Genomic DNA, 22,795 nt, shown 5'->3' with positions numbered 1-22,795 from the left:
CGTGCTTCAGCGGGTGATTTCAGCACCCAGCTCCACCTCCGTGGTTTGCCGGAAACGCGCGGATGTTTGCGCGGCGCGCGCGATCGTCAGATGCGCGCGCGCACCAGCTTGGGGGACAGGCCGAAGCGGCGCTTGAAGGCGGTGGCGAAGTTGGCGGCGCTGTTGTAGCCCGCCGCGTAGGCGGCCTGGGCCACGCTCAGGCCGCGCTGTTCCAGGTCGATGCGCGCCTTGTGCAGGCGGGCGTCGCGGCGGAATTCGGCGATCGAGGTGCCGTAGGCCGCGCGGAAATGGCGCTGCAGCGCGCTGGCGCTGAGTCCGGCCCAGCGGGCGATGTCGTCCAGGCTGAGATCCAGCGCCTCGTCGCTGGAGAGGAATTCGCGCAGGCGCGCCAGGCGCTGGTGCTCGCGCGGCGGCAGACTGGTGTGCCCGCCCTGGCCGGCCAGGTTGCTCAGGGCCTCGTGCGCCAGTTCGATGGCCCGGCTGCTGATCAGCAGCCTGCCCACCGGCGCCGGGCCGGCGGTCAGCTGCAGCAGTTGCTCGGCCAGCGCGACGGCGCGCGGCGAGGGCTGCCAGGGCTGGACCGCCAGATGGCGGCCGAGGAAGTCGCGCACCCCGGGGTCCGTCTCCGCGTCGCCCAATCCCTGGCGCTGCAGCCAGTCCGAGGACAGGAACAGGCTCACCTTGCGTTCGTGCTTGCCGCGCTGCCAGCGCCGCTCGAAGGTTTCCAGATGCGTGGTGCCGACCATCATGCCGCGCGGGCAGGGCTGCTGCCGTCCCGCCGCCAGATCGACGTGGCGGGCGCCGAAGGAGACATCCACGTTGCCGGCCAGCAGCACGGTGACGCGCAGGCCGGGCGCCGCCGAGACCCGGGAGCGCAGATCGCGCAGATCACAGTTCTGCGTGCAATGCACCTCGAGTCCTTCCTGCGCGCCCAGGCGGAACACGCGTCCGGCGAGCACCGGCTCGTCCGGCGGCATGCGCACGCCGACGAAGTGGTAGTCGCCGCCGCAAAAATCCCCAGCGCGCATCATGCCGGACGGCAGAAGGGGATTGCGGGCGTGTTCCGTGCTCAGTGCTGAGTTCATGCTGGTCGGGGTATCCGATGGGCCGTGCGGCCGTCGTGTGGGGTGGCTGGACCGATGTCGACGGAAGAGTTAATTATTAATGATAACCATTATTATTTGATCTGATAGCAAGGAGCGCAAGCCCGTTCTTGCACAAGACCGGTGCGGCGGCCCCGGTCCGTTGTTTTGGCGCATCCGCCGCGCGATGCGCCGGGCCGGGCGCCGTGCAAGGCCGGGGAGGGGGTGATGGAACCCTAATTGCGGGGGGGCTTGCTTTCGCCGAATACTGCTTGGCGAGCCCCGGGAATGGCCGCGGGGTTTCGCCGCCACGGCGCACGGATAAAACAGACCAGACAGAGAACCCGCAGGAGGAAACCCGAAATGACGCTGCCCACCCATGTCCGCACCCACAAACTCTCGGCCGATGCCTTCCTGTGCGCGGCCGGCTTCAACCTGATCGGCGCCGATTCGCCCGCCATCGAGGCGATGACCGATTTCTCCCGCACGCAGGCGGTGAGCATTCCGGTACAGGCTTCGGTGAATGACGCCAATGCCTACATGATTTCGCGCGGCGTGCGACTGCTGGTGGTGGTGGATGGCAACGAGCGTATCGCCGGACTGATCACCGCGCGCGACATCCTTGGCGAGAAGCCGGTCCAGGTCGCCCAGGCGCGCGGCGTGAAGCACGAGGAACTGCTGGTGCGCGACCTGATGACGCCGATCGGCGCGATCGACACGCTCTACCTGGACGAGGTGCTGAACGCCCGGGTGGCCGACATCCTGGATGCGCTCAAGCAGTTGGGCCGCCAGCACATCCTCATCGAGGACACCGACCCGGTGACCGGTCTGGCGCGCGTGCGCGGGCTGTTCTCGGCCACGCACATCGGCCGCCTGCTCGGCGTGCCGGTGCTTGGTTTCGACCTGCCGCGCACCTTCGCGGAGATCGAGGCGGCGCTGGCGGGGTGAAGCCGTCCGGGGCCTGCGCGCGGTGCCGGACGCGTCAGTCCGGCAGCCGCGTCAGCGCGCGCGTGCGCCAGTCGAGCACGGCGGTATGCACGTGCATGCGCGCCGCCAGTTCCGGCTGGGCTTCGGCGATCACCCCGGCGGCGAAGTCGGACAGGAAGCGCGCCTTCAATTCCGCGCGGGCGCGGTCCATGCCGGGGTCGACGTAGGGCGCCGAGGCGAGCAGCAGGAAACCGTCCGGCGGAATCCGCCCGCAGTCCATGTTGGCCTGGATGATGCCGGCGGCCTTGCGCACCGGATCGCCCAGATCGGGGCTGTACGGGCCGATGATCAGCGCCAGGTTGGGGGTGTGCAGGAAATCGAAGCCACGCCCCAGGCAGATCGTCCATTCGCGGTGCTCGATGTCCAGCTCGCGCGGGCGCCCGCGCGTCGCAGCGACATGGGCGAGGTTGCCCTCGACCAGCGGCACGAGGTCGTTGAGCACCTGCCCCGGCATGTCGGGGAAGAGCCGGGCGAGGCGTTGACGCAGCCAGGGCGCCTCGTCCGGCGCCAGCGCGGCGACGTCCAGCGTTTCACCGGAATCGGCATGCAGCACCAGCGCCTCCTCGTCGGTTTCGAAGCCGCATACCAGCGGATACACGGTGCCGTGGCCGCCGCCGAACACCTGTTCGAACTGCCGGCGGATGGCGAAGGTGTGCTCGCGCGCGGCGGCGGTGTCGAAGGCGAAGCCGGCGCAGCCGCGCGCCGGGTCGCCCTTGGAATAGTGGTAGGTCACCAGGGCCAGCGCGCGCCGGCCGTCGTGCACGATGTCCTGCACGTATTCGGCGAGCACTTCGCCCAGATGCGGCCAGCCCAGGTTGAACATGCCGCCGAGGTTGCGGAAGGGCTGCACGATGCCTCTGGGGGTGCGCGTGGCGATGGCGATGTTGATGCGTCCGTCCATGCACTTGAGTGCCATGATCGCGGTGGGGTGCTCGGCCAGGTAGCGTGCGCGGGCCAGCTGGGTTTCCGGGCTGGCGAATTCGGCGGCGTGCTGGCGGGCCAGGCCGAACAGCCAGTCGATGCGTTCGCCGATCGGTTTTTCGTGCAGAGCCATCCCGCCTTCCCCCAATGCGCCCGAAGTTCCGCATGGTACTCCGAGGTCCGGCGTTGCCGGCGGGGTTCGCGGTCCGTGCCTGGGTGGTCTGCCGGAGCCGGTCCGTACCGCAACCGGCAGACACGAATCCTTATCGTCCGCCGGACGCCGGCCGCGCCATAATGGCCTGCCCGGCGAGGCCGGGCTGATCGAGGTTGCGGGGGATTCTATGAAGAACAGGACGGCCGGCCTGGTGGCGGTGTTGCTGAGTTGTGCGGGGGCCACGGCCCACGCGGTGGAACCGGAAGACCTCGGCGCCTGCGCGCGCGTCGTCGAGGATGCCGCGCGGCTGGCCTGCTACGACCGCCTCGCCAGCCGCGCAGCGCCGTCCGCGCCCGCGAGCCCCGCCGGCAGCGCACTCGTGGCGGCGTCCGTGCGTTTGCCGGAGGAGCCCAGGGGCGAGCCGCCCAGCGCCAGCTTCGACGATCCGGTGCACGACGCGGCGCCGGCCACCAGCCCCCTGCAGGCGCGCTGGGAACTGACCGCCGACACCGACCGGGGCACCTTCGGCCTGCGCCCGCACCGGCAGAACTACGTCGTCTACAAGAGCACCAACCGCGTCAATGACCACCCCTTCCGCCCGCTGCTCGACATGGCGCCGGGCGAGGATCAGCGACTGGACTCCAACGAGCTCGGGTTCCAGCTGTCGTTCAAGACCAAGCTGCTCGGCAATCTGGGCGGCACCGGCAGCAATCTGTGGTTCGGCTATACCCAGCAGAGCAACTGGCAGGTGTTCAACGGCGCGATCTCGCGACCCTTCCGCGAAACCAACTACGAGCCGGAAGTGGTATGGGTGGCGCCGCTTTCCCACAAGATCGGGGGCCTGCAACTGCGCTATGCCGGGCTGGGCTACGTGCATCAGTCCAACGGGCGTTCCGATCCGCTGTCGCGCAGCTGGGACCGCATGTTCGTCGAAGTGGGCGCGGAGGTCGGTGATCTGGCGCTGTGGTTCCGCCCGTGGTGGCGGCTGCCGGAATCGCGTTCGCGCGACGACAACCCGGACATCGAGGACTACATCGGCCGCGGGGAACTGGTCGGCGTGTATCGCCACGGCCAGCACCAGTATTCGGTCAAGCTGCGCAGCACCTTCAAGAACAGCCGGGGCTCGGTGGAGGCGGACTGGAGCTTTCCCGTGGCCGGCCAGCTGCGCGGCTACGTGCGCCTGTTCTCCGGCTACGGCGAGAGCCTGATCGATTACAACTGGCGGCAGACCTCGCTGGGCATCGGCCTGATCCTCACCGACCGGCTGTAGCCCGGAGAGCGTCCGTGCGCATGCGGGACGCATGGTCCAGCGTGCCGCCGGCGCGCCCGCGCCTGTCCAAGCCGGGGGTGACCTGCTAGACTGCGGAGCCGCGTCGCGGCCCGGTGCACCGCAGCGTGCGCAGCGCCTTCGCCCGTCGTTTCCGGAACTTCCCTCGGCACGCAGCACATGTTCTTCCTGAAAGCGCCTCCTGCTCCCGCGCGTTCGCGCGCATCCGCTCCCCGGAGCGTCCGGTGAGCGAAATCCCTCCGACTGAAGGCAGCATCCTGGTCGTCGATGACGAGTCTGGCATGCGCAGCTTCCTGTCCCGCGCGCTGGCGCTGCGCGGCTACACGGTGGAACTGGCCGGCTCGGCGGAAGAGGGCGCGCAGAAGTTCGAGCACACCCATTTCGACCTGATCGTCCTGGACATCGCGCTGCCCGGCAAGGCCGGCATCGAGTGGCTGAAGGAACTGAAGGCCGACGGTTTCGCCGGCGACGTGATCCTGATCACTGCCTTCGCCGACATGGAAACCGCCATCGACGCGCTGCGCGCCGGGGCCTCGGACTTCATCCTCAAGCCCTTCCGCGTGGACCAGATCGCCAACGCCATCCAGCGCTGCACCGAGCGCACCCGGCTGTCGCGCGAGAACTACCTGCTGCGCCGCCAGGTGGCCGAGAGCGCGCGCGGCGACGACGGCATGGTCGGCAGTTCGCCGGCCATCGCGCGCCTGCGCCAGATTCTCCAGCGCATCGCGCCCACGCCTTCCACCGTGCTGATCCAGGGCGAATCCGGGGTCGGCAAGGAAGTCGTGGCGCGCGCGCTGCACCAGGGTTCGCCGCGCGCCGGCAAGCCCTTCGTGCCGGTCAATTGCGCGGCAATCTCCGCCGAACTGATCGAGTCCGAGCTGTTCGGCCACGTCAAGGGCGCGTTCACCGGCGCGCGCGAGGCGCGCAACGGCCTGTTCCACTATGCCCACGGCGGCACGCTGTTCCTCGACGAGATCGGCGAACTGCCGCTGGCCCTGCAGTCGCGCCTGCTGCGCGTGCTGGAAGAGCGCCGCGTGCGCCCGCTCGGCTCGGAAACCGAGGTGCCGGTGGATGTGCGCGTGCTGGCCGCCACCAACCGCAACCTGCGCGCCGAGGTGGAAGCCTGCCGCTTCCGCGAGGATCTGTTCTACCGCCTCGAAGTCATCACCCTGACCGTGCCGCCGCTGCGCGAGCGCGCCGAGGACATCCCGGCGCTGGCCGCCGCGTTCATGAGCCAGCTCTCCATGCAGTTGGGCGTGCCGCCGCTGCTGGTGCGTCCCGAAGTTTCCGAGCGCCTGCGCGCCTACCCGTGGCCGGGCAACGTGCGCGAACTGCGCAACTTCATCGAGCGTTCGCTGCTGTTCGGCGAGTTCCCGCTCGACAGCCTGGCCGGCGCCGGCGCGCGCACCGAACCGGGCGTAGCGCGCGTGGAGGCCTCGCCGCTGCCGCTCGGCGAGGTGGAAAAGCACCACATCCTTGCCGTGCTGGAGCACTGCGGCGGCAACAAGACGCGCGCGGCCGAACTGCTCGGCGTGTCGCGCAAGACGCTGGAACGCAAGTGCGCCGAATGGGCGGTGTAGCGTGAACGCCGCCGCCCCCGAGGCGGCGCCGCGCCCGCCCGGGCGCCGCTTTCCCGGCGTGCGTTCGGTGCGCGCGCGCATGCTCGCGCTGGTGCTCGCGCCGCTGCTGCTGGGCGTGCCGGTGCTGCTCGGCATCGTCTGGGTGTGGGGCACGCAGGGCTACAACCAGTTGCTGGTCAACAAGGTCAGTTCCGATCTGCTCACCGCGCGCCAGTATTTCGAGCGCGTGCAGGAAAGTGTGGCCGGCGGCCTGGCGGGTTTCGCCGCCTCGCACCGGCTGGCGCTCGAACTGGAGCGCGACGAGGGCGGCCGGGGCGCGCTGGACGCACTGCTGAACGGCGCTGCGCTTGCCCAGGGGCTCGACTATCTGGTGCTGCTCGACGAGAACGGTCGTTTCGACGCGGGCTCGGTGCGGCTGCCGGCGCCCTTTGCCGAACGCGCCGACTGGCCGGTGGTGCGCGACGCGCTCGGCGGGCAGGCGCATCAGGCGCTCGCGGTGTTCTCGCCGGCGCATCTGCAAGCCTTGTCGCCGGCCCTGCGCGAGCGTGCCACGCTGCCGCTCATCGCCACGCCCAACGCCGCCCCGGATACGCGTCAGAGCGAAGAGCGCGGGCTGATGATCCAGGTGGCCGTGCCGGTGTTCGACGAACAGGGCGGACTGCGCGGCGTGCTGGAGGGCGGGGTGATGCTCAACCGCAACCTGGGCATCGTCGACCGCCTCAACGCGGTGGTGTACCAGGACACCTCGCTGCCGCTCGACAGCCAGGGCACGGCCACGCTGTTCCTCGGTGACACGCGGGTGGCCACCAACGTGCGCATGTTCCGCGAGGGCACGCGCGCGCTGGGCACGCGGGTATCGGCGGCAGTGCGCGAAAAGGTGCTGGAGCACGGCGAAACCTGGCTGGGCTCGGCCTTCGTGGTCAACGCGCCGTACATCTCCGGCTATTCGCCGCTGCTCGACGGCGACGGCGAGCGCATCGGCATGCTGTACGTGGGCTTCATGCAGGAACCGCTGCAGCGCGAGCTGTACCGCGCGCTGGGCGGCCTGTTCCTGCTCTTCCTGGTGGTTTCCGCGCTCGGCACGCTGGGCGCGGTGCGCTGGGCGCGCTCCATCTTCCAGCCCATCGAGCGCATGGCCGCGGTGATGCAGCGCATCGAGCACGGCGAAGAAAAGGCGCGCGTGGGCCTGGTGGGGCGCGATGACGAACTCGGCCAGCTGGCGCGCACCTTCGACAGCCTGCTGAACATGCTGGAGGCACGCCGCGCCGAATTGCAGCGCTGGGCGGGCGAGTTGGACACCATGGTGGCCGCGCGCACCGCCGAACTGGAAACCGCCAACGCCACGCTGCGCCGCGCGCGCCAGCAACTGGTGATGAACGAGAAGCTCACCGCCATCGGCGAACTGACCGCCGGGGTGGCGCACGAGATCAACAACCCGGTGGCGGTCATCCAGGGCAACCTGGAACTGCTGCGCGAGGTGCTGGGGCCGGGCGCGGCGCCGATCCGCGAGGAGATCCGCGCCATCGACGAGCAGGTGCGGCGCATCCACGGCATCGTCGCCAAGCTGCTGCAGTTCGCCCGTCCGGGCGATTTCGCCGGCTACACCGACGAGGTGGACGTCAACGCCCTGATCAACGACTGCCTGGTGCTGACCCGCCACAACCTGAGCCGCGCGCGCGTGGAGGTGCGCGTGGAACTGCACGCGGGGCGCACGGTGGAGATCAACCGCGGCGAACTGCAGCAGGTGCTGATCAACCTCATCGTCAACGCCATGCAGGCCATGCCGGAAGGCGGCACGCTGCACCTGCGCACGCGCGACACCGAAATCGAGAAGGGCGTCGATGGCGTGCGCATCGAAGTGGAAGACACCGGACAGGGCATCGCGCCGGTGCTGATCGACCGCATCTTCGACCCCTTCTTCACCACCAAGAAGCAGGACGGCACGGGCCTGGGCCTGTCGATCAGCTACGCCATCGTCACGCGCTACGGCGGGCACATCGCCGTGGACAGTGCGCCGGGGCGCGGCGCGCATTTCTCCGTGGTGCTGCGCTGCCGCCCGGTGTTCAACGAAGAGCCCAGCGCGCCGGGCTTCGCCAGACGCTTCTTCGGCCGCGAGAGCGGCTGAGCCGGGCTGGCGAAGGCCGGCGCGCGTCGTGCTGATCCGCGCGCCGGCGACGACTCAAATCTGGAAGTTCGAGAAGAGGATCGAGGCGATCAGCAACGCGATGGCCAGATTGAACACGGTGGCCGAGCCGAACACCGCGATCGGGCGCCATCCTTCCGCAAGCAGCTTGGTCAGCCGGAATTCCAGGCCGATGCTGACGAATGCGAGGATCAGGAAGTAGGCCCGCAGGGTATTGGCAGCGCTGATGCCGGCGCTCGCGCCGCCGGCGTTCACATACCAGGTCGCCACGGCCGAGGCCAGGATGAAGCCCAGCACGAACTTGGGAAAGCGCTCCCACAAGGCCTTGCTCGCGCCCTTGGTGGCGTCCTGTCCCTTTTTCTCCACGTACAGGGCGAAATAGAGTGTCAAGGCGACGGCGACCACGCCCATCAGCACGTTCTGCGCCGACTTGACGATGGCCGCGATCTGCAGCGCTTCTTCGCCGACGATCGCGCCCGCCGCCGCCACCGCCGCGGTGGTGTCGATGTTCCCCCCGATCCAGGCGCCGGCCACCGGACCGCTCAGGCCGAGCAGACCGGCCAGCCATGGCAGGAGGAAGATCGACGGCAGCGCAAAGAGGATCACCAGCGTCGCCGTGTACGCAATCTGCTCCTTCGTGGCCCTCACCGCGCCGGCCGCGGCAATGGCCGCGCTCACGCCGCAGATCGATACCGATGCGGCGAGCAGCGCCCGGAGTTTTTCGCCCACTTTCAGCTTGCCGCCGATCCACCAGGTGAAGAAGAACACCGAAGAGACGAGCAGCACCGCCTGTACCACACCCAGGGCGCCGGCCCTGGCAATGACGTGCAGTTGCACGGAGGCGCCGAGCAGCACGAGGCCGGTCTTGATGAAGAACTCGGTGCGGAACGCCGAGGCGACCTTCTCCCGGATGCCGAGCACGCCGACGATGCCGCTGCCCACGAGGCCCAGCACGATGGCGTAGACGGGGTACTCGACGGACTTCACCCAGCCCCAATCGACCCAGACGGGAACGTTCTTTTCCAGGAAGCGGGTAGCCAGGCCGAGCGCGAGGACGAGCGCCAGACCCACGAAAAACCAGGGTGCCGAGGATTGGGAGCGCTCGGCGAGCGCATCGGTTTCGGCAATATCGATGGATTCGGATCGAGTGCTCATTACCAGAGTACCTCCCTGGGAATGAAGCCGAGCAGGGCCAGCGCGAGAATCGCGAGGCCCACGATCGTCGCGAGCCAATCCTCATTCAGGGCTTTGCCGCCCGGGCCGGTATCCGTTGCGGTGGCGTCCAGATCTTCTTTCTGACTCATGGCAATTCTCCTGAACATGCAGCATGTATTTATGGCGGTGCATCGATCAGCTTGCCGGGAAGAATCTGGTCTGCTGCCGGCGCTGGTCGATGAAATCGTGCCAGCCGGCGCGGAAACTCAAAAACAAAATAAATTCATTAATTTATCCTGTGTTTGTATATCTATGCAGGCGCTATCGACAGCCCGCTAAGCAGATAAGCATCGATGTGATTCCGGCAGGCCGCAGACCGGTGCCGGGAAGCCTGCGCCCGATCACCCCGGCCATACCCGCCCGCGCTGCTTCTCAGAGCCTGTCTACGCTCTTTTCATGGGTCCCGCAGCCGCCCAAAGCGTTCCGCTCAAGGCGCGTGGCGCAGCCAATACCGGATGTCTTGGCAAGGCGTGCAACGCGGAGCGGAACGCTTTGGGCGGCTGCCCTTCGGGTTTCCCCGCCAGGCCGGCCGCTGCGGCGTTACAAATACTCGCCGGGCCACCAGCCCGACTGCGTTTTGTGCCTTGCATCGACCGGCCTGGCGGGGAAACGGGACCCATGAAAAGAGCGTAGACAGGCTCTCAGGCGCCGGCGTGCTCGCCGAGCAGCAGCAGGTAGGCGTTGGCGCCGGTGCGGCGGTAGCCGGCCTCGCCGAGCGCAAGGTCGAGTTCCAGGCTGGCCAGGTCGTCGGCCACCGGGTCGAGTTCACGCACCTTCGTGCGGTCGAACAGCTTCAGGTAGGCGTGGCAGGCATCGCAGGTTTCCGCACGCCAGAGCGGGATTTCCTCTGCTTTTTCCAGCGACTGGTAGGAAACGCCGCGCGCGTCGTGGCAATGCGTGCATTGCGCGCGCACGTGGTGCCAGGCGGTGTTGCAGTGCGCGCAGTGCAGATAGCGCAGGCCGCTGGTGGCGCTGGTTTCCAGCGTGGCGACGAGTGCGGGGCCGTCGCACACCGGACAGCTTTTCCCGATGCCTGTATGGATCTGCGGGCGCGCCAGCGCGGCCGCACCGGTGGCCAGCAGTTCGAGCGCGGCACAGGCCAGCGGGGCACCGTGCAGGTCCTCGGCACGCGTCTCACCGCCCAGCACGCGCAGGGCCAGGGCTTCACGCGTGCCGTCGTCGAGGGCGAGCAGGGCGCGCGCGGCCTTGGCGGCGGCGGGGCTATCGACGGCGGCGATGCGCTCGGCGAGCAGGACGGCGGCGCGCTGCCACAGCGGCAGGGCGGGCAGGCGGACGAGGTCGAGATGGCCGGCGGCATCCAGGCAGCCGGCCGCGCGGATGTCTTCGTCGAGAAGGCGCTGCACGTCGGCCTGCGCGTCGGCCAGATGGGCGACGAAGCGCAGCCAGTCGGCCAGCGCGGCATCGGCCGCGAGTTCGCGCAGGCGGCGTGCGCGCGCGGCAAACAGGCTGGCGGGGCGGGGGGCGAGGTGCCCGTTGGGCGTGGGGCCGGGGGTGAAATTCGGGGTCGGGGGGCTGGAGGTCATGCTGAATCCGGGGATTGCGGGTGGAAGTGCGCCGGCGTGCGGCCGGCGTTCACAGCAAGAAGCGTGCGGACGGTCTTCCGCGGTGAGATCGCCCATAAACCGGCGCGGATGGGGGCTTTTGCATTCTTGACCCTACTCAAGAACGGGTTATTTTGTCCTGCCGGTGCGCGACATTTTGTCCCGGGATTCTCTCTCGCGTAGCGTATTTCCCTTTGCAGGCACCGCTCTCCGGGTTGGCACGGATAGTGCTGAAGTAATAACCGTACCGGATGGCGCGTGTCGTCTCCGTCGCTTCACCGCGCGTGGCGGGCCCCGGGCTCGTCGACGGGGCGCGTGAGCCTTCCGGGTAACGCATTGCCAGGAGGGTTCATGCAGATCACCAGACGCCAGTTCTTCAAGATTTCCACCGCCGGGCTGGGTACTTCCAGCCTGACCGCGCTCGGCATGGCGCCCGGCGCTGCGCTGGCCGGCGTGCGCCAGTACAAGCTGCTGCGCGCCACCGAGACGCGCAACAACTGTACGTACTGTTCGGTGGGCTGTGGCCTGCTGATGTACAGCTTGGGCGACGGCGCCAAGAATGCGAAGAAGAAGATCTTCCACATCGAGGGCGACCCGGACCATCCGGTGAGCCGCGGTTCGCTCTGTCCGAAGGGCTCCGGCCTGATCGACTACATTCACAGCCCGCAGCGCCTGAAGTACCCCGAAGTGCGCGAAGCCGGCAGCAAGGAATGGAAGCGCATCGGCTGGGACGAGGCCATCGAGCGCATCGCCCGCCTGATGAAGGACGACCGCGACGCCAACTTCGTCGAGCGCAACGAGAAGGGCCAGGTGGTCAACCGCTGGACCACCACCGGCTTCCTGGGCTCCTCCGCAGCCAGCAACGAGACCGGCATCCTCGACGTCAAGTTCGCCCGCGCGCTGGGCATGGTGCACCTGGAGAACCAGGCCCGCCTGTGCCACGGCCCCTCCGTGGCCGGCCTGGCGCCGTCCTTCGGGCGCGGCGCGATGACCAACCACTGGGTCGACATCAAGAATGCCGACGTGATCCTGGTGATGGGCGGCAACCCGGCTGAAGCCCACCCGGTGGGCTTCAAGTGGGCGGTCGAGGCCAAGGTGCGCAACAAGGCCTACATGATGGTGGTGGACCCGCGCTTCAACCGCACCGCCGCCGTCGCCGACTTCTACGCGCCGATCCGCGCCGGCGCCGATACCGCCTTCCTGCTGGGCGTGGCCAACTACCTGCTGAACCACGACAAGATCCAGCACGAATACGTCAAGGCCTACACCAACGCCCCGCTGATCGTGCGCGAGGACTACGGCTTCGACGAAGGCATCTTCAGCGGCTACGACGCCGAAAAGCGCGCCTACGACCGCTCTTCCTGGGCCTACGAACTGGGCCCCGACGGCTACGCCCTGCGCGACGACACCCTGCAGCACCCGCGCTGCGTGTTCAACCTGCTGAAGATGCACGTGGAACGCTACACGCCGGACATGGTGAGCAGCATCTGCGGCACGCCCAGGGAAGATTTCCTGAAGGTCTGCGAGGTGCTGGCCACCACCTGTGTGCCCGAGCGCACCACCAGCATCCTCTACGCCCTGGGCTGGACCCAGCACACCGGCGGTTCGCAGATGATCCGCGCCTCCGCCGTCGTGCAACTGCTGCTGGGCAACATCGGCATGCCGGGCGGCGGCATCAACGCCCTGCGCGGCCACTCCAACGTGCAGGGCTTCACCGACCTGGGCGTGCTGACCACCATGCTGCCGGGCTACCTGACCCTGCCGCACGAGAACCAGCAGTCGCTGCAGAGCTACCTGGACGAACGCACGCCCAAGACCCTGGTGGCCAGCCAGGTGAACTTCTGGCGCAACACGCCGAAGTTCATGGTCAGCTTCCTCAAGGGCATGTGGGGCGACAAAGCCACCGCCGAGAACGACTTCGGCTACCACTGGCTGCCCAAGTGGGACCGCAGCTACGACGTGATGGCCTACGTGGACCAGATGTACAAGGGCAAGGTGAATGGCTACCTCGTCCAGGGTTTCAACGTCATCGCCGCGGCGGCCTCTTCCGGCAAGGTGCGCGACGCGCTGGCCAGGCTGAAGTTCCTGGTGGTGATCGATCCGCTGCAGACGGAAACCGCCTCCTTCTGGGAGAACCACGGCGAGTTCAACGACGTGGATCCGGCGACGATCCAGACCACGGTGTTCCGTCTGCCGTCCTCCTGTTTCGCCGAGGAAGACGGTTCCATCGCCAACTCCGCGCGCTGGCTGCAGTGGCACTGGGCCGGCCAGACGCCGCCCTTCGAGGCGCGCCACGACGGCAAGATCCTCGGCACCCTGCTCATGAAGCTGCGCGAGCTGTACGAGAAGGAAGGCGGGGCCTACCCGGAGCCCGTGTTCAATCTGGACTGGCACTACCACGATCCGAGCGACCCGCATCCGGAAGAAGTGACCAAGCAGCTCAATGGTTATGCCCTGGCGGACCTGCATGACGACCAGGGCAGGCTGATCGCCAGGAAGGGCGAACTGCTTTCCAGCTTCGCCCACCTGCGCGACGACGGCAGCACCTCCAGCCTGTGCTGGATCTATACCGGCTCGTGGACCCAGGCCGGCAACCAGATGGCCCGCCGCGACAACACCGACACCGGCTTCGGCAACACCCCGGGCTGGGCCTTCGCCTGGCCCGCCAACCGCCGCCTGCTGTACAACCGTGCCTCGCTGGACCCGGCCGGCAAGCCCTGGGATCCGCAACGCAAGTTCCTGCACTGGGACGGCAGCCGCTGGAGCGGCGCCGACGTGCCCGACTACCCGGTCGGCTCGCCGCCCAACAGCGGCGTCAGCCCCTTCATCATGCTGCAGGACGGCGTGGGGCATATTTTCTCCATGGGCGCCCTGGTCGATGGCCCTTTCCCGGAGCACTACGAACCGGAAGAAAGCCCGATCCCGGCCAATCCGCTGCATTCCGGTCACGGCAAGAGCCCGGTGTCGCGCATCTTCAAGGAGGATCTGCCCAGCTTCGGCACGCGCGAGGAATTCCCCTTCGTCGCCACCTCCTACTCGATCACCGAAATGTTCCGCCACTGGACCAAGCACGCGCGCCTCAATGCCATCGTGCAGCCCGAGCAGTTCGTCGAGATCAGCGAGAAGCTGGCCGCCAGCAAGGGCATCGCGGCCGGTGATGTGATCAAGGTATCGAGCAAGCGCGGCTACATCCGCGGCAAGGCGGTGGTGACCAAACGCGTGATGACGCTGCAGGTGGCGGGGCAGGAAGTCGAACAGGTCGGCATCCCCGTCCATTGGGGCTTCGAGGGCAGCACCCGCAAGGGCTTCCTCGCCAATATCCTGACTCCCCGCGTCGGTGATGCCAACACCCAGACCCCGGAATACAAGGCCTTCCTGGTCAACGTCGAGAAGGCTTGAGGAAACACACCATGTCCATGCAATCCCAAGACATCATCGGGCGCTCGGCCACCGCGGCGCTTACCCCCGCGCCACGGGTGCGCGACCACAAGATGGAGATCGCAAAGCTCATCGACGTGACCACCTGCATCGGCTGCAAGGCCTGTCAGGTGGCCTGTTCGGAATGGAACGACATCCGCGACGAGGTCGGCGTCAACCACGGCGTGTATGACAACCCCATCGACCTCACCGCCAAGAGCTGGACGGTGATGCGTTTCGCCGAGCACCAGGAGGAGGGCGGCCGCCTGCAATGGCTGATCCGCAAGGACGGCTGCATGCACTGCGCCGACCCCGGCTGCATGAAAGCCTGCCCGGCGCCCGGCGCGATCATCCAGTACGCCAACGGCGTGGTGGATTTCCAGTCCGAGCACTGCATCGGCTGCGGCTACTGCATCGCCGGCTGTCCGTTCAACGTGCCGCGCATCAACAAGGCCGACAACAAGGCCTACAAGTGCACGCTGTGCTCGGACCGCCTCGCCGTGGGCCAGGAACCGTCCTGCGTGAAGACCTGCCCCACCGGCGCCATCCAGTTCGGCACCAAGGAAGACATGAAGCTAGTGGCTGCCGGCCGTGTCGCCGATCTCCAGTCGCGCGGCTTCGGCAACGCCGGCCTGTACGACCCGCAAGGCGTCGGCGGCACCCACGTGATGTACGTGCTGCACCACGCCGACCGTCCGCAGCTCTACAACAACCTGCCCAGCGATCCGCAGATCAGCCCCACGGTGAATCTGTGGAAGGGCATGTTGAAGCCGCTCGCCACCATCGGCATCGCCGCCGCCGGCCTGTTCGGCTTCTTCCACTACACCACCGTCGGCCCCAACCGGGCGGACGAGGAAGAAGAGGAAGGCGAAGCACACGGCGAACACGCCACCCAGGAAACCGAGGTGACCAAATGAAGGAAAAACTGATCCAGCGCTACTCCGTTGCCGAACGCATCAACCACTGGGTGGTGGTGTGGTGCTTCATCCTGCTGGCCATCTCCGGGCTGGCCTTCTTCTACCCGGCCTTCTTCTGGCTCACCGGCGTGTTCGGCACGCCGCAGCTGGCGCGCCTGCTGCACCCCTTCATCGGCGTGGTGATGTTCGTCGGCTTCCTCGTGCAGTTCTTCCGCTACTTCCATCACAACTTCATCGACAAGGAAGACGTGAAGTGGATGAAGGCGGTGGGCGAGGTCATGAAGGGCAACGAAGTGGGCGACATCGGCCGCTACAACGGCGGGCAGAAGGGCATGTTCTGGCTGATGTCCATCTGCATGCTGGTGCTGCTGGCCACCGGCATCATCATCTGGCGTCAGTACTTCGCCGAGTTCTTCCCCATTCCGGTGCTTCGCATCGCCTTGCTGCTGCACGCGGCCAGCGCCATCGCGCTGATCGCCGGCATCATCGTGCACGTCTATGCCGCGCTGTGGGTCAAGGGTACCATCCGGGCCATGGTCGAAGGTGTGGTCATCCACGCCTGGGCCAAGAAACACCACCCGCGCTGGTATCGGGAGATGACCGGCCGCAAGTAAGCCACGGAGCGTGCCGCCGATGACATCCGAACCCGCCGCCTGCCCGCCCGAAGCCGCACCCCGCGACTTCGACCCGGCACACTGGCCGACCGCCCGCGCGGTCGCCGTGCGGCGCCTGGCGGCCGGGCAGGCGGCGCGCGACGACGTGGACGAACTGGTCGAGGAAGTGCCGGTGGCCCTGGTGTTCAACGGCATCTCCCACGCGGTCATGCTGGCCTCGCCGGCCGATCTGGAAGACTTTGCCCTCGGCTTCACACTCAGCGAGCGCATCGTCGAAAGCGCCGATGAAGTCTTCGACCGGGAGGTGTTTTCCCTGCCCAACGGCATCGAGGTGCGCATCGAAATCGCCGCACGCCGCCTCGCTGCCCTCAAGGAGCGCCGCCGCGCGCTGGCCGGGCGCACCGGCTGCGGCTTGTGCGGCGTCGACAGCCTGGCCGAATTCGACCGCGCCATGCCGCAACTGGCGGGCGACACCGTGCTCGCCGCCCCGGCGGTGAGCGCCGCGCTCGCCGAACTCGACCGCCACCAGCCGGTACGCGCGCGCACCGGCGCCGCGCACGCCGCCGCCTGGGTGCGCCCGGACGGCGGCATCGTCGCGGTGCGCGAGGACGTCGGCCGCCACAACGCCCTCGACAAGCTCATCGGCTGGCGCGCCGCGCGCCTTGCCGAGGGCGACGCGGAAGCGGCGCAGGGCTTCGCGCTGGTCTCCAGCCGGGCGAGCTACGAGATGGTGCAGAAGAGCGCGCGCGCTGGCATCGGCGCACTGGTCGCGGTTTCCGCACCCACCGCCATGGCCTGCCGCATGGCCGAATACAGCGGCCTGCTGCTGGCCGGCTTCGCTCGCGGCGACCGCCTGGTGGCCTACGCCCATGCGGAGCGCCTGCTGCCGGGTTGAGGTGGGCGGCGCGGCATCTGCCCATTCTGCGCATACCGTGCCAAGGCGGGTGATCGGGTGGGGCAGGGCGCAGCATTCTTGCCCCTCATTTTGTAAATGAGAATGGAAACCAGTAAGATCGGCTGGTTTTCCCCGTGCCCCACGCCATGCTGTCCTCCCCCTCCGGCTCTCCGTCCCTGCTTCAGGCCATCGTCGCCCACTACGATGAACTGATCGGCTACGTCCGCCGCCGCTTCGGCGACAAGGCCTTTGCCCAGGAAGTGGTGCATGAGGTCTGCCTGAAAGTGCTGAAGAACCCGGCACCGGCACAAGACATCCAGATTCCGCTGGCCTTTCTGCGGCGCATGGCCATGCACACCGCCATCGACCGCTGCCGCAGCGAACGTGCCTACGCCGGGCTGATCGACACCACCGACTGCCTGCCCGGCGAACTCGCCTGCGATGGCGGCGGCGCCAGCGGGCTGACCTCGCCTGAACTCGCCGCCCTCCGGCAGCAGCGCGAACAAGCCTTGCTGTGCGCCATTCGCGGCCTGCCGCCGCGCAGCCAGGAAGTCTTCATCCTGATCCACCTCTACCACATGCCGCAGGCCGAAGTGGCCGACAAGCTGCGCATCTCGCGCGGCATGATCGCGCGCCACCTGGCCCGCTCGCTGGAAGACATCCTGCCGGTGCTGCACGATCATGACTGACCCGCGCAAACCCTCTCCAGCCTGTGCACCGACATCCGGAGCACGCGGCGTGCGTGTCGTGGCACTGGAAAGCGCCCTGGCGCCTTACGCCGATGCTCTGCGCGCTCAGTTGCCCAGTGCAGACGACATCATCCAGCGTGCCGAGCAACGCCAGCGTAGCGCCCGCGTGCGCCGCGCCGGCATCGCCCTGGCGCTTGGCCTCGCCCTGGGTATCGCCTGGTGGATCGACCCCGTCTACCAGACCCAGACCATGACCACCGTGTTGGGGGAAAGCGGCGTCTGGACGCTCTCCGACGGCAGCCGGGTGCATCTCAACACCGACTCCCGCGTCGACGTCGCCCTGCACCTACGCTCGCGCCGGCTCTCGCTGGCAAGCGGCGAAGCCACCTTCGACGTCGCCCACGCTCCCTGGCACGGCCTGCTGCCGGCGCTGGAACGGCGCTTCACCGTGCAAGCCGGCGGCACGCGCATCGAAGACATCGGCACCACCTTCAACGTCCGCCGCCTGCCCGGCGATGCGGTCGAAGTCAGCGTCCAGCAAGGCCGCGTGCGCGTCGACAACGGCCACACGGAAAGCGTCGAACTCGGCCGGGGCCAGATGTTGCGTACCACCCCGCAAGCACCCGGCCGGCCGGTGCCGGCCGAAGTCGACAACCTCACCGCCTGGCACGACGGCCGCATCGTCTTCGACAACACCCCGCTCGCGGAAGTCGTCGACGAACTGCGCCGCTACGGCCCGCTGCCCGTCACCCTGGGCAGCGACGCCGCGCAATTGCGCATCTCCGGCCAGTTCGACCTGGGCAACCGCGAACAGCTCATCGACCTGCTGCCGCGCTTCGCCCCGGTCCGCCTCGGCCGTTCCGCCGACGGCACCCCCCACGTCGAGCGCCTGCCCGCTCCTTGAGGCTGAACGTTTCCCGGCCACCCCTCCCTCTCCTTTCGGCGGAGGGCTGCACGTGCCGAAGAGGGGCGGCTTGGTAATCCCCGCACACCCCCCCTCTCCCTTCGAGTGGGAGGGGTGGGGGGGACAGATGCGAGTGCCGCCAATCCCACCGGCCCCCACCTCAGAAAAATTTCCACCACAAGGTGTACATTGCCAGACCCCGAAACGGCATACGAAGAGTAATTCTTCTCATTACCGTAGAAAGGGACACGTGATGCTCCATTCCCGCAAGACCCCGCACCGGCCCGCCGCCGTCCGGCGCCTCGCCGCCCTCACCACCCTGGCCGCGGCCCTGCTGAGCAGTGGCATCGCCCTGGCCCAGGGCGCGGCGCTCGATCTCGACCTCCCCGCCCAGCCGCTCGACAAGGCGCTCAACGCGCTGGCCCGGCAAAGCGGCGCGCAGATCGTCTTCGTCACCGACATCGCCAACACCCAGCACGCTCCGGCGCTGCGCGGCCAGCTCACCGTCGAGCAGGCGCTGCGGCAACTGCTCGCCGGCAGCGGGCTCGCGGTCCAGCCCAGCGGCGCCAACACCTTCACCGTGGTCCGGGACAAGGAAGGAGGCACCACGCTGGCGCCGGTGACGGTCACCGCCGCCGCTGACCGCAGTGGCACCACGGAAGGCACCGGCAGCTACACCCAGACCGGTCCCAGCGGTGCCGCCACCGGCCTGAGCCTGACGCTGCGCGAAACTCCCCAATCACTGACCGTGATGACCCGCCAGCGCATGGACGACTTCAAGCTGGAAACGCTGACCGATGTGATGGAGCAGACGCCGGGCATCACGGTCGTCCGGCAGGGCAGCCATGTCGGCTTCCAGGCGCGTGGCACCAGCGTCAATCTGCAAACCGAAGGCAACCAGCAACTCGCATCTGGCTACGCCTACTTCAGCAGTACCAACTTCACGCTGGACAGCATGGTGGATATTGATCGCATCGAAGTCTTGAAAGGCTCCAATGGCCTGCTGGTCGGCAAGGGCAACACGGGGGCGACCGTCAACCTGATCCGCAAACGCCCCACGCGCGAGTTCCAGGCGCGGGTGGGCGCCAGTGCGGGAAGCTGGAACAACTACAACGCCAACGCGGATGTGGGCGGCCCGCTCAATGCCAGCGGCACGCTGCGCGGCCGCGTGGCCGCGGCGGTGACCGATGGCGACAGCTTCCGCGATTATGAAAAGAACAAGAGCCGGACTTTGTATGGCACGGTGGAATTCGATCTGACTCCCGACACCGTGCTCAGCGCCGGTTTGACCTATCGCAAGCGCGAGGTGCGCGGCCTGGCCATGTGGACCAACATTGTGGCCTACAGCGCCAGCGACCCCACGCAGTTCCTGGGCGGGAAGCCGCGCTCGTACAACCCAGGCGCATCCTGGTCAGGCTATGAGCAGGAATCAACCAACGTCTTCGCACGCCTGGAGCACCAGTTCGCCAATGGGTGGACGGGCAAAATCCAGGTGGCGCATGAAAACATCGAAATCCCTGAACTGCTGTTGGGTGATTCTGGAGGCGACTTCGATACCGCCACCCGCTATCTCGATACCGAAAACCGCAATTCCAGCATCATTGCCGACCTGAAAGGCCCGGTGCACCTGTTTGGCCGAACCCATGATGTGCTGCTTGGGGCTGGCGCTTCCAATGGCGATACTGACTTTGACTCGAATAAGTTTGGAGCCAGCCATCACGATTGGAAGCAACGCTATGTGTACGCAGCAAGCCGCATCAATCTGGCCGACCCGCTCAAAGTCATTGTGGGTGCGCGGATCACCAACTACGAAAATCAGGACTACACAACACTGTGGGGAGGCAGTGGTCTGAAAGAAACCGGTGTGGTCACGCCCTACGCCGGGCTGGTGTTCGATGTCAGCAAGAACGTCTCGCTGTACGGCAGCTATGCCAGCATCTTCGAGCCCCAGAGCAGTCAGGATGAGCAAGGGCGCATCCTTGACCCCCGAGAGGGCCTGACCTATGAAGTCGGTGCCAAAGGCGAATTCTTCGACAAGCGCCTGAACGCCAGCATCAGCCATTTCTGGATCAGAACCGACAACGAGGCAGAGGCTACTGGCGGCAGGACGCCCAGCGGCGATTATGCGTATCGGGCAATCATGGGCGCCAGCCGGCGCGGCTACGAACTGGAGCTTTCCGGCGAACTGGCGCGGGGCTGGCAGGTGCAGGGCGGCTACACGATGAACAGCAGCAACCTGAGCAATGCCGGGTCCGACCCCAAGCACCAGTTCAAGCTGGGCAGCACCTATCGCTTCGCGGACGGCCATCTCCAGGGCCTGACGGTAGGGGCGGCCACCCGCTGGCAGAGCACCACGACCGCAACATCCGCCAGTTTTGCGGGCAGCAAGGTGCAACAACCCAGCTACTGGCTGCTGGACCTGATGGCGCGCTACCAGGTCACCAGCCAGTTGAGCATCAGCGCCAACATCAACAACGTGTTCGACAAGAAGTACTTCTCGTATGTCATCGCCGGGTACCAAGGCCTTGGCTACACCTGGGGCGCCCCGCGCAGCTTCAACGTGAGCGCACGCTACGACTTCTGAACCCCTTGTTGGATCTGGCATGAGGCGCTGCCCACCTGAGCGGGCGCGCCCCGCCCCCAGTCATGCACCTTCTCCTGCAACCATACCTTGATGAGCGACTGGTAGGGCACGTCGCGCGCATTGGCGGCCTTGATTGCGTCCAGCAGGTGCTGCGGCAGGCGCAGCGAGATGAACCGGGGGATGTCTTTCGTGCGGACCTTGGTCGTGGCCTTCGCCGGTTTGTTCATAAATGGCCCGCTTTGTGTATTGCCAGAATATACAAATGCTCGAAATCTTTTGACTTCTTTGGAACTCTCATGGATCAACACATCAACCTCGTGCAGCGCGCCATCCGGCTTGGCGCTGTTTCGCTGGCGTGCCTGTCCTTGCTGGCCTGCGCGTCTGCGCCGGCCACGCAGTCGGACGCTGCTGCTTCGTCGGCGGTTGCCGCGCCTTCTGCGGTCGTGGCGCAAGCCGAGTTGCGCGGCATTTACGAGCTGGTTTACAGCAGCGCCAACAATGCCATCTACGTCGCCGGCATGGGCGAGCGTTTCGGCGACGGCAAGGGTGGCTTCATCTACCAGCTGAATGCCGACACCCTCGCGCTGCAAAGAACCATCGAACTGCCGCTCAAGCCCTTCGCGCTGGCCAGCGACAACCAGGCGGGCATTCTCTACGCGGGCCATTCGCTGGAAAGCACCATCACCGCCATCGACGTGGCCAGCGGCCGGGTGCGCGGCACGGTGAAGCTGGAGCAGTTCAACGACGAGGGCAAGCCGATCCGCACGCGGCAACTGCTGGCGGATGAATCCAGCGGCACGCTGTACGTGGGCGGGGTGGGCAAGGGCGGCATCGTCTGGGTGCTGGACGGCCGCACGCTGGCGGAGAAGCAGGTGCTGCGTTCGCCCGACGGCAAGAGTATCGGCATGGCGCTGGACGCCTCGCAAGGGCTGCTCTACACCGGGGCCACGGGTGCGTACGAAGTGATCGACACCCGGGGCATGCGCCGCGTCGGCCTGCATGCGGTGCCCAAGCCGGCAGGCAAGGAGGACAGCTACGGCCGCTACTTCATCAACTTGGCGCTGGATCAGGGCGCGCGGCGGCTGTTCGCGACCGAATCGACCTATGCGGGCGAATTGTTCGTCTTCGATGCGCAGAACGGCCAGGTACTGCACACGGTGGAAACGGGCAAGTCGCCGGTGGGCATCCGCTTCAACCCGGTGCGCGACGAGGTGTATGTGGCCAACCGCGAAGGCGGTACGGTAACGGTGGTGGATGCGGCGACGTATGCCGTCAAGCGCCAGATCGAACTGCCCACGCACCCGAACAGCCTGGCGCTGTCGGCCGATGGGCAGGTGCTGTTCGTGACCGTGAAGCGGGCGTTTCCGGCGGGGGGCCAACTTGCGCCGATGGAGCGGGTGGTGCGTATTGATCTGCAGCGGTTGTAGCTCACTGTTCGAAAAAGCTGGACTAGCATGACCCGCTGCCTTGAAAACCTTTGCATAGCAGCATCGGCTGCGGGCCGCGAGCCCGCAGCCGATGCTGCTATGATGTATCCGTCCGCTTAATCTGATGCGGTTTGAGTGATCGGATGCTTCAAAATAATGCCTCCATCTGAGGGTGGTTACCCGTATCGGGTATTGGCACGTGGCGGTTCGCCTTGCGGAGAGTCGGACATGTGTCTTGTCCTGGTGGCCAGAGTTGCTGGTTAAGATAAATTTTTCTTTCCAATTTACTGATAACTAGGAATTATCATGCAGGAGAAAGAAGCGAAACTCGACCTATCGACGGTGGTGGTTATCGCAGATATTGTCTCCGATGAGACCGAAGAGAGATCGTCCGAGTGGCGGCACGATCTAGAAAA

At 67.0% G+C, this 22,795-nt stretch carries 18 protein-coding genes; 12 read left to right on the top strand and 6 right to left on the bottom strand.

The genetic code is table 11. The features are described 5' to 3' along the window. Nucleotides 1-86: 86 nt before the first annotated feature. Nucleotides 87-1,085: a helix-turn-helix transcriptional regulator gene (locus tag E6C76_RS07425; protein WP_136347629.1), complete on the bottom strand. Its 999-nt coding sequence runs from the start codon at nucleotides 1,083-1,085 to the stop codon at nucleotides 87-89. Nucleotides 1,086-1,445: 360 nt separating this feature from the next. Here E6C76_RS07425 and E6C76_RS07420 point away from each other — a divergent pair, with 360 nt between their 5' ends. Next, nucleotides 1,446-2,030, top strand: coding sequence for a CBS domain-containing protein (locus E6C76_RS07420; protein WP_168734280.1), 585 nt, complete (start codon nucleotides 1,446-1,448; stop codon nucleotides 2,028-2,030). A 34-nt stretch (nucleotides 2,031-2,064) separates the two neighbouring features. Here E6C76_RS07420 and E6C76_RS07415 read toward each other — a convergent pair whose 3' ends face one another. Next, on the bottom strand, nucleotides 2,065-3,123 hold the full coding sequence (locus tag E6C76_RS07415) for a carboxysome shell carbonic anhydrase domain-containg protein (protein ID WP_136347627.1): 1,059 nt from the start codon (nucleotides 3,121-3,123) through the stop codon (nucleotides 2,065-2,067). A gap of 208 nt (nucleotides 3,124-3,331) precedes the next feature. Here E6C76_RS07415 and E6C76_RS07410 point away from each other — a divergent pair, with 208 nt between their 5' ends. The 3 genes from E6C76_RS07410 (at nucleotide 3,332) to E6C76_RS07400 (ending at nucleotide 8,137) form a co-directional block, all read left to right on the top strand. Next, nucleotides 3,332-4,414: a phospholipase A gene (locus E6C76_RS07410; RefSeq protein WP_168734279.1), complete on the top strand. Its 1,083-nt coding sequence runs from the start codon at nucleotides 3,332-3,334 to the stop codon at nucleotides 4,412-4,414. 221 nt (nucleotides 4,415-4,635) lie between these two features. Beyond that, nucleotides 4,636-6,012, top strand: coding sequence for a sigma-54-dependent transcriptional regulator (locus tag E6C76_RS07405; RefSeq protein WP_408003474.1), 1,377 nt, complete (start codon nucleotides 4,636-4,638; stop codon nucleotides 6,010-6,012). A gap of 79 nt (nucleotides 6,013-6,091) precedes the next feature. Further along, entirely contained in the window at nucleotides 6,092-8,137 is a 2,046-nt protein-coding gene (locus E6C76_RS07400; protein WP_136348142.1) for a cache domain-containing protein, read from the top strand. A 54-nt stretch (nucleotides 8,138-8,191) separates the two neighbouring features. Here E6C76_RS07400 and E6C76_RS07395 read toward each other — a convergent pair whose 3' ends face one another. The 3 genes from E6C76_RS07395 to fdhE form a co-directional block, all read right to left on the bottom strand. Next, nucleotides 8,192-9,310, bottom strand: coding sequence for a YeiH family protein (locus tag E6C76_RS07395; protein ID WP_136347625.1), 1,119 nt, complete (start codon nucleotides 9,308-9,310; stop codon nucleotides 8,192-8,194). Further along, complete coding sequence (locus E6C76_RS22035) at nucleotides 9,310-9,459, bottom strand: hypothetical protein (RefSeq protein WP_168734278.1); 150 nt, start codon at nucleotides 9,457-9,459, stop codon at nucleotides 9,310-9,312. Before E6C76_RS22035 ends, E6C76_RS07395 begins: the two co-directional genes overlap by 1 nt. Nucleotides 9,460-10,011: 552 nt before the next feature. After that, the gene (gene fdhE, locus E6C76_RS07390; RefSeq protein WP_168734277.1) at nucleotides 10,012-10,914 is read right to left on the bottom strand and encodes a formate dehydrogenase accessory protein FdhE; all 903 of its coding nucleotides are present in this window, start codon (nucleotides 10,912-10,914) and stop codon (nucleotides 10,012-10,014) included. Between the two features lie 369 nt (nucleotides 10,915-11,283). Between fdhE and fdnG the strand changes: the two genes are divergently transcribed. The 7 genes from fdnG (at nucleotide 11,284) to E6C76_RS07355 (ending at nucleotide 20,952) form a co-directional block, all read left to right on the top strand. Beyond that, a complete protein-coding gene (gene fdnG / locus E6C76_RS07385) occupies nucleotides 11,284-14,331 on the top strand; it encodes a formate dehydrogenase-N subunit alpha (RefSeq protein WP_136347623.1) in 3,048 nt (1,015 codons plus the stop codon). An 11-nt stretch (nucleotides 14,332-14,342) separates the two neighbouring features. Beyond that, nucleotides 14,343-15,266: a formate dehydrogenase subunit beta gene (fdxH, locus tag E6C76_RS07380; RefSeq protein WP_136347622.1), complete on the top strand. Its 924-nt coding sequence runs from the start codon at nucleotides 14,343-14,345 to the stop codon at nucleotides 15,264-15,266. Beyond that, entirely contained in the window at nucleotides 15,263-15,880 is a 618-nt protein-coding gene (locus tag E6C76_RS07375) for a formate dehydrogenase subunit gamma (protein ID WP_136347621.1), read from the top strand. The genes fdxH and E6C76_RS07375 overlap by 4 nt, the downstream gene beginning before the upstream one ends. 19 nt (nucleotides 15,881-15,899) lie before the next feature. Then, nucleotides 15,900-16,775, top strand: coding sequence for a formate dehydrogenase accessory sulfurtransferase FdhD (gene fdhD / locus E6C76_RS07370; protein ID WP_136347620.1), 876 nt, complete (start codon nucleotides 15,900-15,902; stop codon nucleotides 16,773-16,775). Nucleotides 16,776-16,921: 146 nt separating this feature from the next. Next, nucleotides 16,922-17,464, top strand: a complete 543-nt coding sequence (locus E6C76_RS07365) for an RNA polymerase sigma factor (RefSeq protein ID WP_136347619.1) — start codon at nucleotides 16,922-16,924, stop codon at nucleotides 17,462-17,464. Between the two features lie 49 nt (nucleotides 17,465-17,513). Then, on the top strand, nucleotides 17,514-18,368 hold the full coding sequence (locus tag E6C76_RS07360; RefSeq protein WP_168734276.1) for a FecR family protein: 855 nt from the start codon (nucleotides 17,514-17,516) through the stop codon (nucleotides 18,366-18,368). 253 nt (nucleotides 18,369-18,621) lie between these two features. Next, nucleotides 18,622-20,952: a TonB-dependent siderophore receptor gene (locus E6C76_RS07355; RefSeq protein ID WP_136347617.1), complete on the top strand. Its 2,331-nt coding sequence runs from the start codon at nucleotides 18,622-18,624 to the stop codon at nucleotides 20,950-20,952. On the opposite strand, the gene E6C76_RS22235 is transcribed toward E6C76_RS07355, so the two are convergent. Next, on the bottom strand, nucleotides 20,940-21,179 hold the full coding sequence (locus E6C76_RS22235) for a CopG family antitoxin (protein WP_211090151.1): 240 nt from the start codon (nucleotides 21,177-21,179) through the stop codon (nucleotides 20,940-20,942). The genes E6C76_RS07355 and E6C76_RS22235 overlap by 13 nt on opposite strands. A gap of 69 nt (nucleotides 21,180-21,248) precedes the next feature. Here E6C76_RS22235 and E6C76_RS22030 point away from each other — a divergent pair, with 69 nt between their 5' ends. Beyond that, nucleotides 21,249-22,379 carry a YncE family protein gene (locus E6C76_RS22030; protein ID WP_168734275.1) on the top strand — a complete coding sequence of 377 codons (1,131 nt, stop codon included), beginning with the start codon at nucleotides 21,249-21,251 and terminating at the stop codon, nucleotides 22,377-22,379. Nucleotides 22,380-22,795: the final 416 nt, after the last annotated feature.

The sequence above is a fragment of the Pseudothauera nasutitermitis genome (assembly GCF_004801295.1).
In the GTDB taxonomy this organism is placed as follows: domain Bacteria; phylum Pseudomonadota; class Gammaproteobacteria; order Burkholderiales; family Rhodocyclaceae; genus Pseudothauera; species Pseudothauera nasutitermitis.
The sequence above is the reverse complement of the archived record's forward strand: the minus strand, read 5'-3'. Positions and strand labels throughout refer to the sequence as shown.